Annotated in this window: 10 protein-coding genes and 2 rRNA genes; 8 read left to right on the top strand and 4 right to left on the bottom strand. The window is 66.8% G+C overall.

The genetic code is table 11. The features are described from left to right. A 5S ribosomal RNA gene (gene rrf, locus ACVOKU_RS12015) occupies positions 1-87 on the top strand; the annotation flags it as partial. A 131-nt stretch (positions 88-218) separates the two neighbouring features. Further along, positions 219-333 (top strand): 5S ribosomal RNA (rrf, locus tag ACVOKU_RS12010). Positions 334-451: 118 nt separating this feature from the next. On the opposite strand, the gene ACVOKU_RS12005 is transcribed toward rrf (ACVOKU_RS12010), so the two are convergent. Both ACVOKU_RS12005 and ACVOKU_RS12000 read right to left on the bottom strand, forming a co-directional pair. Next, positions 452-2167, bottom strand: coding sequence for a M28 family metallopeptidase (locus ACVOKU_RS12005; protein ID WP_481560026.1), 1716 nt, complete (start codon positions 2165-2167; stop codon positions 452-454). A gap of 76 nt (positions 2168-2243) precedes the next feature. Next, entirely contained in the window at positions 2244-2906 is a 663-nt protein-coding gene (locus ACVOKU_RS12000; RefSeq protein WP_053520207.1) for a DUF4097 family beta strand repeat-containing protein, read from the bottom strand. A 50-nt stretch (positions 2907-2956) separates the two neighbouring features. Here ACVOKU_RS12000 and ACVOKU_RS11995 point away from each other — a divergent pair, with 50 nt between their 5' ends. Beyond that, the gene (locus tag ACVOKU_RS11995; protein ID WP_428992349.1) at positions 2957-4300 is read left to right on the top strand and encodes a murein hydrolase activator EnvC family protein; all 1344 of its coding nucleotides are present in this window, start codon (positions 2957-2959) and stop codon (positions 4298-4300) included. Between the two features lie 108 nt (positions 4301-4408). Continuing rightward, the gene (locus tag ACVOKU_RS11990; protein ID WP_481560025.1) at positions 4409-5845 is read left to right on the top strand and encodes a S41 family peptidase; all 1437 of its coding nucleotides are present in this window, start codon (positions 4409-4411) and stop codon (positions 5843-5845) included. Between the two features lie 39 nt (positions 5846-5884). Here ACVOKU_RS11990 and ACVOKU_RS11985 read toward each other — a convergent pair whose 3' ends face one another. Then, a complete protein-coding gene (locus ACVOKU_RS11985; protein ID WP_053520204.1) occupies positions 5885-6577 on the bottom strand; it encodes a rhomboid family intramembrane serine protease in 693 nt (230 codons plus the stop codon). A 226-nt stretch (positions 6578-6803) separates the two neighbouring features. Here ACVOKU_RS11985 and ACVOKU_RS11980 point away from each other — a divergent pair, with 226 nt between their 5' ends. After that, on the top strand, positions 6804-8225 hold the full coding sequence (locus ACVOKU_RS11980) for an outer membrane protein transport protein (RefSeq protein ID WP_065175449.1): 1422 nt from the start codon (positions 6804-6806) through the stop codon (positions 8223-8225). A 105-nt stretch (positions 8226-8330) separates the two neighbouring features. Beyond that, positions 8331-8930 (top strand): nicotinamide riboside transporter PnuC, encoded by a 600-nt coding sequence (gene pnuC, locus ACVOKU_RS11975; protein ID WP_481560024.1) that lies wholly within the window; start codon positions 8331-8333, stop codon positions 8928-8930. A 118-nt stretch (positions 8931-9048) separates the two neighbouring features. On the opposite strand, the gene putA is transcribed toward pnuC, so the two are convergent. Further along, positions 9049-12267: a bifunctional proline dehydrogenase/L-glutamate gamma-semialdehyde dehydrogenase PutA gene (putA, locus tag ACVOKU_RS11970; protein ID WP_481560023.1), complete on the bottom strand. Its 3219-nt coding sequence runs from the start codon at positions 12265-12267 to the stop codon at positions 9049-9051. A gap of 273 nt (positions 12268-12540) precedes the next feature. Between putA and ACVOKU_RS11965 the strand changes: the two genes are divergently transcribed. Further along, positions 12541-13017, top strand: coding sequence for a DUF2244 domain-containing protein (locus tag ACVOKU_RS11965; RefSeq protein ID WP_065182572.1), 477 nt, complete (start codon positions 12541-12543; stop codon positions 13015-13017). An 11-nt stretch (positions 13018-13028) separates the two neighbouring features. Then, a complete protein-coding gene (gene coxB / locus ACVOKU_RS11960) occupies positions 13029-13976 on the top strand; it encodes a cytochrome c oxidase subunit II (protein ID WP_053519495.1) in 948 nt (315 codons plus the stop codon). Positions 13977-14003 lie beyond the last annotated feature (27 nt).

The following is a 14003-nucleotide window of genomic DNA, read 5'->3' as shown; positions in this document are numbered from 1 at the left end:
CCGATCCCATCCCGAACTCGGAAGTGAAACGCAGCTGCGCCGATGGTAGTGTGGCTCAAGCCATGCGAGAGTAGGTCATCGCCAGGGTTTATACCCAAAAACCCCGCTGCTCACGCAGCGGGGTTTTTCCTTTTAATGAAGGCACTGCATTTCCGGGTGGCTTCCGCCCAAGGGCAAGATCGCGAAGCTGGCGCCGCAGGCGCTGCTGCAACCGTCTCCCTGGTGAAATTAGCGCTGTGGAACCACCCGATCCCATCCCGAACTCGGAAGTGAAACGCAGCCGCGCCGATGGTAGTGTGGCTCAAGCCATGCGAGAGTAGGTCATCGCCAGGGTTTATACCCAAAACCCCGCTGCTCACGCAGCGGGGTTTTTCTTTATGCGCGGAAAGCGGCCACTGAGCTGCGATCGCACAAAAAAAGCGGCGCCCCGAAGGGCGCCGCTCTGACCTCGTTAGCGGGCCGGGGTCTTGGCCTTCATCATCGTGTCGCGGGCGGCTTTGAAGGGATTGCCTTCATACCAGTTCGGCCAGCGGTCGCCACCGGCAAGCTCCCTGCCGACGCCATACATCAGTTGCAGGTCTTCGACAGTGCCGTCCAGCTTCCAGCTCGCCGCATCGAACTCATCCTTCGGGCCATGGTAGCGGTTGGCGCCGTAGTCGGCTGCTGCCTTGCGGCCGGCTTCCACCCCACCTTCGCGCAGATCTTCGCCGCCGTCGGCGTACAGCGCCGGGACGCCTGCCTTGGCGAAATTGAAGTGGTCGGAACGGAAGTAGAAGCCACTCTGTACCGAGCTTTCGCCGTGCAGGGTGCGTCCCTGGGCCGCCGCCAGCGGCTTGAGGATGTCTTCCAGCTCGGAGCTGCCGAAGCCGGTCACCGTCACGTCCTTGGCGCGGCCGGCCACGGACATGGCGTCGATGTTGATGACGCCGGCGATCCTGTCCAGCGGGAACGTCGGATGCGCAACGTAGTACTTGGAGCCGAGCAGGCCGGATTCTTCCAGGGTCACGGCAAGGAACACCACCGAACGCTCCGGCTTCGGATCCTGGTGGGCCATCGCTTCGGCGACTTCCAGGATGCCTGCCACGCCGGTCGCGTTGTCGATCGCACCGTTGTAGATGTTGTCGCCTTCCTCGCCCTCGTGCTTGCCCAGGTGATCCCAATGGGCCATGTACAGCACGGCCTCGTCGGCACGCTTGGTGCCCGGCAGGACGCCGACCACGTTGCGCGACTGCTTCTGTGCGATACGGCTCTTGAGGTCGACGGATGCGGTGGCTTTCAGCGGCACCGGCTTGAAGCCGCGCTTGCTGGCGTCCTTGTAGGCCTGGTCAAGGTCCAGGCCCGCAGCGGCGAACAGCGAGCGTGCGGCGTCGGCGCTCAGCCAGCCCTGCACCGGGATGCGTGCTTCCGGATCGTCCTTGGCCGGCAGGTCGTACTGCGGTCCGGCCCAGGAGTTCTTCACCACATCCCAGCCGTAGGAGGCGCCGGCCGTGTCGTGCACGATCAGGGCCGCGGCGGCGCCCTTGCGTGCGGCCTCCTCGAACTTGTAGGTCCAGCGGCCGTAATAGGTCATGCGCTTGCCGTCGAACAGGGTCTCGTCATCGACGTGGAACCCCGGGTCGTTGACGAACATGACGACCGTCTTGCCCTTCCAGTCCTGGCCGGCATAGTCGTTCCACTTCTGTTCCGGTGCATCGACACCGTAGCCGACGAACACCAGGTCGCTGGCATCGATGCTGATCTCGGCCTGGCCGGTACGCGTGCCGACCACCATGTCAGTGCCGAACTTCAGCTCGGTGGTCTTGCCGCCCTGGTTGATCTTCAGCACGGTGGACTCATCGGCCGTGGTTTCGGTCATCGGCACGTCCTGGAACCAGCTGTCGCCGTTGCCCGGCTGCAGGCCGATGCGCTGCATCTGGTCGCGGATGTAGTTGACCGTCAGCTCTTCGCCCTTGCTGCCCGGTGCTCGCCCTTCGAACTCGTCGGAGGCCAGGGTCTTGACCATCTCGGCGAAATCGGCGGCATTGATCTCCGGCGAGAACGCATGGCCCGCGGTCGCGGTGGACGGGGCGGTACTGTCGGTGCCGGCGCTCGGCGCCGGGGAGTCATTGCCTTTGCAGGCACTGAGCGCGGCCGCGGCGGCCAGGCACAGGAGGAGTTTGCGGGGCATCATCGGTTCCTGGGAAACAAGGGAGGGCCGCACGGTGGTGCGGCCGGGAACGGGGAGTATCCCCGAATCGTTGGGCTCAGTCCGCCGGCGCGGTTTCGCTGTCGAACGGAATGGGATCGGCGCCGCTGACCGGGCCGATGCGCGCAGTGCGGTGCACGTACAGCACCACGTCCCGCTCGAAGTGCAGGGCGCCACTGACCACGGCGTTCGGGCCGATGATGACCCGCGGCTTGCGGACGGCCGTCAGCGAGACGCTGAAGCTGGGCTTGCGCACGCGCACGCCGCCGTCGACCTGGGAGCCGATGCCCACGGTGATATCGCCATTGACGGTTTCCACGTCCTTGCTGACGCGGCTCTCGACCAGGCCGATGCCACCGTTGACGGTCTCCACGCCGCCTTCGATCTGGCTGCCGCGATCACTGAAGATGCTGCCATTGACCGTGCTGACGTTGCCGCGGGCGATCACCTCACGGCCCAGGCGCACCCCGCCGTTGACTGTTTCGATGCTGCCGGTCCGGGCGCGGTCGGCGACCTTCACCCCACCGTTGACGGTATCGATGCTGCCGGTTTCGCTCCCTTCGCCGACGCGGATGCCGCCGTTGACGGTATCCAGCTTGCCGTAGCGCTGCCCGGCTTCGGCGGTGATGCTGCCGTTGACCTTGCTGATGTTGTCCTGTGCCCAGGCGGGACTGCTGGCCAACAGCACGCCCAACAGCAGCGGAATGGATCGAATGTTCATGGGTCCCTCGGTGGATGTGCGGCTGGCAGGCCGCGTGCGTTGATGTCACCATTCCCCAATCGCCCCTGCAACTGCCTGAAGTCACTGGAAAGCCCTTGCGCAACAACGCCTTCCCCTCACGCCGACATCACATCGCCGCTGCCCGCGGCGGGCGCTGCCTGCTGCTGGGGCTGGCCTTGGCATTGGCGCTGCCGCTTCCGTCAGGTGCACAGAACACGCGCGAAACGGAGCGCAAGCTGCAGAAGCTGCGCAGCGAGCTGAAGGGCGTCGCGCAGGAGCGCCGCCAGCTTGAGGGCCAGCGTGGCCAGGCATCTCAGCAGCTGCGCGCGGCCGATGAGAAGGTGGCCCGCAGCGGCCGTGTGCTGGCCCAGACCGAGGCGGCGCTGCGCGAGCAGAACCAGGCACTGGCCGAGGCCGAGCGACGTCGCACGACCCTGCAGTCCAACCTGGCGCAGCAGCATCGCGAACTGGCCGGGTTGCTGCGCGCGGCCTATCAGCTGGGCAACCACGCCCCGCTCAAGCTGCTGCTGTCACAGGACACGGTGGCCGATGCCAACCGTGCACTGGCCTACCATAGGTACCTGCAGCGCGAGCGCGCGCAGCGCATCACCGCGTTGACTGCCGATCTCAAGGAGCTGGAGGCGCTGCAGGCACAGATTGCCGAGCGCCAGCAGCAGCTGCAGGGGACCCAGCGCGAGCAGAAGCAGCAGGCGGCTGCGCTGGCGGCCGATCGTCGCGAACGTGCGCAGACCGTGGCCTCGCTGGACGAACGCTTCAAGGACCGGCGCGAGAAGGAACAGGCCTTGGGGCAGGATGCCAAGGCACTGGAGACCCTGCTGGCCAATCTGCGCGCGGCCGCAGCGCGGGCCGAAGCCGAGCGTCGCGCGGCAGCGCGCCGGGCTGCCGCGGAGAAGGCCGCCGCCGAACGCGCTGCACGCCAGGCCGCCGCCGAAGGCCGACCGCCGCCGGCGACCAAGGTGCCGCCGGCCGTGGCATCGGCGCCGGCACCGAAGGTCGGGGGGCTGGGGTGGCCGCTGTCGGGCAACCTGCTGGCGCGCTATGGCGGCAAGCTGCCGGATGGCCGCACCAGCAGCGGCGTGCTGATCGGTGCGCCGGCCGGCAGCACGGTAACCGCAGTTGCGGACGGCACGGTCGTCTTCTCCGACTGGATGACCGGTTACGGCATGATCCTGATCGTCGATCACGGCAATGGCTACATGAGCCTCTACGCGCACAACGACACGCTGCTGAAGGATGCCGGTGCGCGGGTCAGCCGTGGCGATGCGGTCGCCAAGGTCGGCAACTCCGGCGGCCAGGGCGTGACCGCGCTGTATTTCGAACTGCGTCGTGGTGGGCAGCCGGTCAATCCGGACAGCTGGCTGCAGCGCCGCTGAACCCGGGGCCGGCACGGACTGCGTGGGTTCAACGGGAATTTAGCTGTGCTTCGCGCATAATCGGTGCCTGTGCCTTGGGCACGATGCCACCGTCGACAGGAGTGCTCCATGCGCGCAGCCCGTACCGCCACCCTCTTGCTGGCCCTGTTGCCAGCGCTGTCCTGGGCGCAGCAGACCGCGCCGGCCCCGACCGCTGCGAACAGCGGGCAGGCGGCGAGCAGCGAGGAGGCGGTGACCTCGAAGGTGCCGCTGGAAGACATCCGCCGTTTCGTGGCGGTGTATAACGCGGTGCGCGCGGCCTATGTCGACCCGGTCGACGATAACAAGCTGATGCAGTCGGCGGTCCGTGGCCTGCTGCTCGACCTCGACCCGCACAGCACGTATTTCAACAAGGAAGATGCGCAGGCCTTCGACGAGCAGGCCTCCGGTGCCTACGAGGGCATCGGCGTCGAGCTGCAGCAGCAGCCGGACAACGCCAGCATGAAGGTGATCGCGCCGATCGATGACACGCCGGCGGCCAAGGCCGGCATCCTCGCGGGAGATCTGATCATCGCCATCGATGGCAAGCCGATCAGTGCGATCGATGCCAGTGAGCCGCTGCGGGGCCCGGCCGGCAGCAAGGTAGTGCTGACCATCGTGCGCGACGGCCGGCCGAAACCGTTCGATGTCAGCCTGACCCGGCAGACGATCCGAGTCACCAGCGTGCGCAGCCGCCTGCTCGAACCGGGCTATGGCTACATCCGCCTGAGTACCTTCCAGGCCGACACCGGTTCGGATTTCCAGAAGCATGTGCAGCAGTTGCAGAAGCAGTCGGGTGGCCAGCTCAAGGGCCTGGTGCTGGACCTGCGCAGCAACCCGGGTGGCCTGCTGACGGCCGCCGTGCAGGTGGCCGACGATCTGCTGGACAAGGGCAACATCGTCAGTACGCGGGGCCGCATCAGCATCAGCGATGCGCGTTTCGACGCCACGCCGGGCGACCTGTTGAAGGGCGCACCGGTGGTGGTGCTGGTCGATGCGGGTTCGGCCAGCGCCTCGGAAGTGCTGGCCGGTGCATTGCGCGACAATGGCCGCGCACGCGTGGTCGGCAGCCGCACGTTCGGCAAGGGCTCGGTGCAGACCGTGCTGCCGCTGGACAACGGCGATTCGGTGAAGCTGACCACCGCACGCTATTACACGCCCAGCGGCAAATCGATCCAGGCCACCGGCATCGTGCCGGACGTCGAGCTGAAACCCGCCGCCACGCCGGCCGAGGATGCACTGCCGGCCAGCCTGAGCGACTACAGCGAAGCCACACTGCCGGGTCATCTGCGCGGCGACGACGAAGGTACCGAAGGTTATCGCGCAGGCGCGGTGTTGCCGGGCGATGGTCCGATCAACGATGCGCTCGCCGAACTGAAGCATCCTGGCTCGGTGGCCGCGCGACTGAAGGCCGAAGCCGCGAAGGCGGAAGCGGAAAAGGCCGCCGACGCGGCGACCGCAAAGCCGGAAGCCAAGCCGGAAGCCAAGCCGGAAGCCAAGCCGAGCCCGGCCCCGGCAAAGCCCTGAGGTAGCGCCGGGCCACGCCCGGCGACGCCGGCCGGTTGCCTAGAACCCGTGCCGCTTGCGCAGGCGGCGCGCGATTGCTGCGCGCACGTACACGCCATACACCACGCCGAACACGAAGCCGCCGATGTGCGCCCACCAGGCCACCATGCCGAAGGTCGGGCCGATGTAGGCGAACACCACCTGCAGTGCTGCCCACACGCCGATCAGCAGGTAGGCCGGGGCGCGCACGAACTCCAGGAACAGGCCGAGCGGAATCACCACGCCCAGTCGCGCGCCCGGGAACAGGGCCAGGTAGGCGCCGATCAGGGCCGACACCGCGCCGCTGGCACCGATGATGATCTGGTCCGGGCTGCCCATGGTGTAGATCGCCACCAGGTTGGAGACCGCGCCGCCGACCAGGAACAGCAGCAACAGGCGCCATGGCCCCAGTACCCGCTCTGCCGGCAGGCCGAAGATCAGCAGGAAGACCAGGTTGCCCAGCAGGTGCGACCAGTCCGCATGCAGGAACAGGGCTGTGAACAGGCGCAGTACGCTGCCGTCCTGCAGGGTGGCCCACCAGTCCAGCGGATGGGTCAGCCCGGTGGAGAGCGCGCCCCAGTCGAGCCACAGGCTGCCCCTGGCATCATCCGGCCGTGAGATCGACCACAGGAAAGCCAGCCACAGTGCCGCAAACAGCACGGGTGTGGCCCAGCGCAGGGCGGCCTTCTTGCGCGACGGAAGGGAAACGAACATGGCGACAAGCCTAGCGCGCCGGGCTCCGTGGCGGGGGCGCTCCTGTTCAGGTTTTGCGACGAAAAAAGCGCCGCCGCTGTTATTGTTTCATTAACGGCTCTGGGTAATACTCGCATACGGCGTCGTATGTCGGGAGGGGAATCCGGCGCGCTCCGATGGGCCCCAGGGCCTGCCGGGCGCAGGCGCACTCAGAGCAACATCACCGCTTACCGGAGAGAGAACTACGATGCAAACCGCTTCCACCATTGCCCGTCTGACCCTGCTGGCCGTCGGCGTTGCCGGTGCGCTGGCCGCCGCCGACGCCAACGCTGCTGCCTTCCAGCTGAAGGAAAACAGCGCCAAGGGCCTGGGCCGCGCCTTCGCCGGCTCCACCTCGACCGAAGGCGACGCCTCGGTCATCGCCACCAACCCGGCCTCCATGCGCCTGCTCGACGGTACCCTGCTGCAGGGCGACGTCAGCGCCATCAGCTTCGGTGCCAAGTTCCGCGGCCGTGGCGAATACGGCAACGGCGCGCCGATCTCGGGTGGCAACGGCGGCGACGCCGGCATGATCGCCCCGGTCCCGGCGGCCTACTTCCACCTGCCGTTCGGCGAGAACGAGAACATGCACTTCGGTGCCTCGCTGACCGTTCCGTTCGGCTTCAAGACCGAATACGACCGTGACTGGGTCGGCCGCTACAACGGTGTCAAGACCGAACTGCAGGCGATCGACCTGGGCGTCGCGTTCTCGTACGACGTCAACCCGTACCTGTCGTTTGGTGCTTCGGTGTTCGCCGAGCGCCTGAACGTTGACCTGACCAGCGCCGTCGACACCGGCACCGCGATCAACGCCACGGCCCAGCGCCAGGCTGCCGCCCGCGTGCTGCAGGCCGGCGGTACTCCGGCCCAGGCCGCTGCCGCTTCGCAGGCCGCCGCCCGCCAGGCGGCCCAGCTGGGCTTCGCTCCGGGCACCGCTGATGGCTACCTGCGCATCAAGGGTGACGAAGTGTCGGTCGGCTATACCCTGGGCATGACCGTCAGCCCGGTGGAAGGCACCAACATCGCCTTCAGCTACCGGTCGGAGGTCGAACACAAGATCACCGACGGCACCGCCGACTTCACCATTCCGCAGAATGCCGCGGCCTTCCTGGCCAATACCGGCACCTTCATCGACAGCAACGGCCGCGCCACCATCACCCTGCCGGCCAGCGCGACCGTCGGCATCACCCATCGGGTGAACGACCAGTGGCAGGTCATGGCGGAAGTCACCCGTACTGCCTGGAGCAAGTTCGACCAGGTCACCGTCGACTATGACTCCAACCAGCCGGACAGCGTGCTGCCGTTCCACTACCGCGATACCACCTTCGCGGCGATCGGTACCGATTACAAGGTCAACGACAAGCTGACCCTGCGCGGCGGCCTGGCCTACGATCAGACCCCGACCACCTACGAGCACCGTGACGTCCGCGTGCCGGACACCACCCGCAAGTGGCTGTCGCTGGGTATGACCTACGCAGCGTCGGACAAGCTGGAGTACAGCGTGGGCTACACCCACCTGTTCACCAAGGATCCGGACATCTACTCGACCTCGGCGACGGCCAACACCGTCATCGGCAAGTACAAGGTCAGTGGCGACGTGCTGGCCGCATCGCTGCAGTACAAGTTCTGATCCAGGCCACGGCCTGATCCGGTACACGAAGGGCCCCGCGCAAGCGGGGCCTTTTGTTTGTGCAGCGCGCATCCACGCGGGCTGCGGATCTACGACAATGGCCGCATGAACCTGTCCGATCCGAACTTCCAGCTGGAGCTGGCCGCCAACGTAGCGGTCGCAGGCTCGATCCTGCTGGCGGGACGCAACAACGTCCACACCTGGTGGATGGGCATCGTCGGCTGCGCGTTGTTCGCCCTTGTCTTCGAGCGCTCACACCTGTACGCCGACATGGTGCTGCAGTTCTTCTTCATCGCCATCAGCGTGCTGGGATGGTGGCAATGGCTGCGTGGCAACCACGGCGCACCGCTGCCGATCACCTCGCTGCGCCCGCGCACGGGAATGTGGCTGCTGCCGACGGCGGCACTGGCCACGCTCGGTTACGGCTGGATGCTGACCCGCCTGACCCACGCCTATGCGCCCTATGTCGATTCGGCGGTACTGGTGCTGAGCGTGATCGCGCAGATCCTGATGATGCGCCGCAAGCTGGAATCGTGGTGGGTGTGGCTGCTGGTCAACACGATCGCCGTGCCCCTGTACTACAGCCGTGGCCTGCACCTGACGTCGATCCTGTACGTCGGTTTCTGGATCAATGCACTGGTGGCGTTGCGCCACTGGCGAAATCTGATGCGTGCCGAGGCCACGGCGGCACCTGGCTCCCTGTAGAGCCGAGCCCACGCTCGGCTGCGCCGGAAAAGCCGAGCGCGGGCTCGGTTCTACGGCAAGCGAAGCACAAAAAACCCCGCTTCCGCGGGGTTTTTCGTTGACCACATCAACCCGGTGATCAGTCGCCCAGCGTCAGCAGCGAGGCGTTACCACCAGCGGCCGTGGTGTTCACCGTGACGGTCTTCTCGGTGGCAAAGCGCAGCAGATAATGCGGGCCACCGGCCTTCGGTCCGGTGCCGGACAGGCCCTGGCCGCCGAACGGCTGCACGCCGACCACTGCACCGATCTGGTTGCGGTTGACATACACATTGCCGACCTGGATGCCGTTGGTGATGCGATCGACCGTCTCGTCGATGCGCGAGTGCACGCCCAGGGTCAGGCCGTAGCCGGTGGCATTGATCTGCTCGATCACCGCGTCCAGCTGCTCACCCTTCCAGCGGATGACGTGCAGGACCGGCCCGAAGATCTCCCTCTGCAGCTGGCCCAGGTTCTTCAGTTCGTACGCGCGCGGTGCGAAGAAGGTGCCGTGGGCAGCCTCGGCGGACAGTTCAGCCGCAGCGATCAGGCGCGCTTCGCGGTCCATGCGTTCGGCATGGTCCTGCAGGATCTTCAGCGCATCGGCGTCGATCACCGGGCCGACGTCGGTGGACAGCAGGCCGGGGTCGCCGACCTTCAGTTCCTTCATGGCGCCGGCCAGCATGGTCATCACCTTGTCGGCGATGTCGTCCTGCACGAACAGCACGCGTGCGGCCGAGCAGCGCTGGCCGGCGGAAGTGAAGGCCGAACCGATCGCATCCTTGACCAGCTGTTCCGGCAGCGCCGAGGAGTCGGCGATGAAGGCGTTCTGGCCACCCGTCTCGGCGATCAGCACGCCGATGGCGGCATCACGCGCGGCCATCGCGCGGTTGATCGCACGTGCGGTGTCGGTGGAGCCGGTGAAGGCCACGCCCGCCACGCGCGGATCGGCGGTCAGCGCCGCACCGACGGTGGCACCATCGCCCGGCAGGAACTGCACCACTTCGGCCGGCACGCCGGCGTCATGCAGCAGCTTCACGGCGTAGTAGCCGACCAGGTTGGTCTGCTCTGCCGGCTTGGCGATGACGCTGTTGCCGGCAGCCAGTGCGGCGGCCACCTGGCCCAGGAAGATCGCCAGCGGGAAGTTCCACGGGCTGATGCAGACAAACACGCCACGGCCGTGCAGCTGCAGCTCGTTGGACTCGCCGGTGGGGCTCGGAAGCTTCTCGGCATGTCCGAACTGCTCGCGTGCCTGCTTGGCGTAATAGCGCAGGAAATCGACCGCTTCACGCACTTCGGCGATGCTGTCGGGCAGGCTCTTGCCGGCTTCCTTCACGCACAGCGCCATGAACTCGGGCATGCGTGCTTCGAGCTGGTCGGCGGCGTGCTCGAGGATGGCGGCGCGGCTTGCTGCCGGGGTGCGGTTCCAGGCCGGCTGCGCGGCCACGGCATTGGCCAGCGCCTTCTGCACGGTGGCGGTATCGGCGGGCAGCCACTGCCCGACCACTTCGCGGGTATCGGCGGGGTTGGTCACCGGTTGCGGCGCGCCTGCGGGAGTCGCACCCGGCACCAGCGGCGCGGCCTGCCACGGCTTCACTGCCGCGTTGAGCTGCCCGGCCAGGGCGCGCAGTTCGTTGTCGTTGGCGAGATTGGCGCCCATGGAGTTCTTCCTGTCGTGGTTCTGGCTGCGCAGCAGGTCAACCGGCAGCGGGATCTTGGGATGCGGAATCGATTCGAACGAGGACACCATCTCGACCGGATCGCGGATCAGATCGGAGATCGGCACGCGTTCGTCGGTGATGCGGTTGACGAAGCTGGAGTTGGCGCCGTTTTCCAGCAGGCGTCGCACCAGGTACGGCAGCAGATCCTCATGCGATCCGACCGGTGCATAGACGCGGCAGGGAAGGCCGAGACGATCGGCCGGCACCACTTCGGCGTAGAGATCGTCGCCCATGCCATGCAGCTTCTGGTGCTCGTACACGCCGCCGTTGGCAATGCTGCGCACGGCCGCGATGGTGTGCGCGTTGTGGGTGGCGAACATCGGGTAGATCGCATCGGCATGCGTGAACAGACGCTTGGCACAGGCCAGGTAGGACACGTCGGTGTTCTGCTTGCGGGTGAACACCGGGTAGCCCGGGTAGCCTTCGATCTGCGCGCGCTTGATCTCGGCATCCCAGTAGGCGCCCTTGACCAGGCGCACCTGCAGGCGGCGACCGGCACGGCGCGCCATGTCGGCCAGGTGGTCGATCGTGTACGGGGTGCGCTTCTGGTAGGCCTGCACCACGACGCCGAAGCCGTCCCAGCCGGCCAGCGAGGCGTCGCAGAACACCTGCTCGATGATGTCCAGCGACAGTTCGAGGCGGTCGGACTCCTCGGCGTCGACGGTGCAGCCGATGCCGTAGCTCTTGGCCAGCTGGGCCAGTTCCAGCACGCCCGGCACCAGGTCTTTCAGCACGCGCTCGCGCTTGGCATGTTCGTAGCGCGGGTACAGCGCCGACAGCTTGATCGAGATGCCCGGTGCGTTGTTGACGTCGCCGTCGGGACGGCCGCCGCGTGCCTTGTGGTCACCGCCGATGGCGTGGATCGCACGACGGTAGTCTTCCAGATAGCGCAGCGCATCCTTCATGGTCAGGGCACCTTCGCCCAGCATGTCGAAGGAGTAGCGGTAACTGGCGTTGTCGCCCTTGTGCGAACGCGCCAGCGCCTCGCTGATGGTGCGGCCCATGACGAACTGGTGGCCCATGATCTTCATCGCCTGGCGCACGGCCAGGCGGATCACCGGCTCACCCACGCGGCCGACCAGTCGCTTGAACGCGCTGGGCGCATCGGCGCGAGTGGCATCGTTCATCTGCACCAGCTTGCCGGTCAGCATCAGGCCCCAGGTGGAGGCGTTGACCAGTACCGAGTCACTGCCGCCCAGGTGCTTTTCCCAGTCGGCGTCGGCCAGCTTGTCGCGGATCAGTTTGTCGGCGGTGTCCTGGTCCGGAATGCGCAGCAGCGCTTCGGCCACGCACATCAGCAGCACGCCTTCCTCGCTGCCCAGATCGTACTGGCGCATGAAGGCTTCGATCGCGCCCTGGTCCTTGGCGCGCACGCGCACGCGGCCGACCAGATCGGCGGCCAGCGCCTGCACCCGGGCCTGTTCCTCGGCGGGCAGGCGGGCCTGCGCCAGCAGCTCACGAACGTGGCTGGCCTCGTCCTTCAGCCAGGCGTCGGTAATGGCCTGGCGGAACGGGTTGGGGGACGCCGGCAGTTCCGGCGACAGCAGCGCGCCAGGACGCGGGGCGTCTTGGGCGGCAAGGGAGGAGGAGGGTGCGTTCATGCCGGTCCGGCCAATGGAAAACTTGGCGATTTTAATCATTTTTGCGCCCTTCGGAAGTGCCCCGCGGCCGCCTTCGTGAATGCTGATAGCCCCTAACGGTGGTGGATTCAGCGTGTTCAGCAAGCGCGACACTATTTGTGCTGAATTCGTCATTTGCGGCGCCGGGCGAATGCTGTATTGCAGCATGGCAAAAAGTGTGAATGCACCCTTGCTACCGGTGAGACGGCGGGGCTACCATCGAGACGTTTCCCGCGGCAGGAACGCGGTTGCGACATGATCGAGGTGCTTCCAGCTCCAGATGGGTCAGGTACGCAGCTGCGGCTGCGTCCCCCACGGGCGCTCGATGCCCGGCAGTTCGTCCTGTTGTTCACCGTGTTGTCGGGAGCGATGTGGCTGGTCTCCGCCCTGGGGTGGTTGGCCGGCAATGCATTCGCCCCCCTGTTCGCGCTGCTGTACAGCCTGTTGCTGGCAGCCGCGTTACGCGCCCTGTGGCGCAGCGGCGAACGGCAGGAGGAAATCCGGGTAGTGCCGGCGTATGTGGAGGTCATCCCCGTACCCGGTGGATTGCCGGTGTTCCGGGCTCACCCGCATTGGGTGCGCCTGCTCGCCGACGATGAGAGGGTCCGGCTTGCGTCCAGCGGCCGGCAGGTGGAGGTGGGGAGTTTCCTCGCGCCGGCCGAACGTCAGACGCTCGCAGAGACACTTGAAGGCTTGCTCGCCGCCAGCGATGGCGGCAACCGACGACGCTAAGGGTCTAGGCAATGAAGCAAAGCAGCAGGTGGGGCACGAAGTGCGTTGCAATGGCCGCCGCAGTGGTGGCCGGGGGATGGGTTCCGGCGATGGCATGGGCCCAGGCGGCCGATCCCAAGCCGTGGCAGCTGAACATGGGCAAGGGGGTCACCCAGACCTCGCGCCTGGCCTGGGAGTCGAACAATCTCTCGCTGATCGTCTGCACGGTGATCGGCGTGATCGTGTTCGGGGCGATGGCCTACGCCATCTTCAAGTTCCGCAAATCCAAGGGGGCGGTCGCCGCCACCTTCAGCCACAACACCAAGGCCGAGATCATCTGGACGGTGATCCCGGTGATCATCCTGGTGGTGATGGCATGGCCGGCCACGGCCAATCTGATCAAGATGTACGACACCCGCGATGCCGAGATGACGGTGAAGGTCACCGGCTACCAGTGGATGTGGAAGTACGAATACCTGGGCGAGAACGTCACCTTCACCAGCCGCCTGGACCGCGAGTCGGACCGCATGCGGCAGAGTGGCAAGGTGCCGACGCGCGAGAGCCATCCCCACTACCTGCTGGATGTCGACAACCGGCTGGTGCTGCCGGTCGATACCAAGGTCCGTTTCGTCATCACCTCCGACGACGTGATCCACGCCTGGTGGGTGCCGGCGCTGGGCTGGAAGCAGGATGCCATTCCCGGCTTCATCAACGAGGCCTGGACCAGCATCGAGCAGCCGGGCGTCTATCGCGGGCAGTGCGCTGAACTGTGCGGCAAGGACCACGGATTCATGCCGATCGTGGTCGAGGCCGTGTCCAAGGAGGAGTTCAGGCAGTGGCTGGCGCAGCGCAAGCCGGCACCGCCGGCCGCAGCCCCGGCCGAACCGGCTGCGCCTGCGGCGGAGACGCCTGCCGCGCCGGCCGAACCTGCCGCCGCCGAAGCGGGTGCCGCCCCTGCCACCGCGGCCAGCGGCGCGTGATGTAAATCCCGCGGCCGCCTGCGGCCG

Source organism: Stenotrophomonas sp. STEN147, assembly GCF_056757995.1.
Note: the sequence above shows the minus strand (reverse complement) of the source record. Positions and strands in the feature narration are given on the sequence as shown.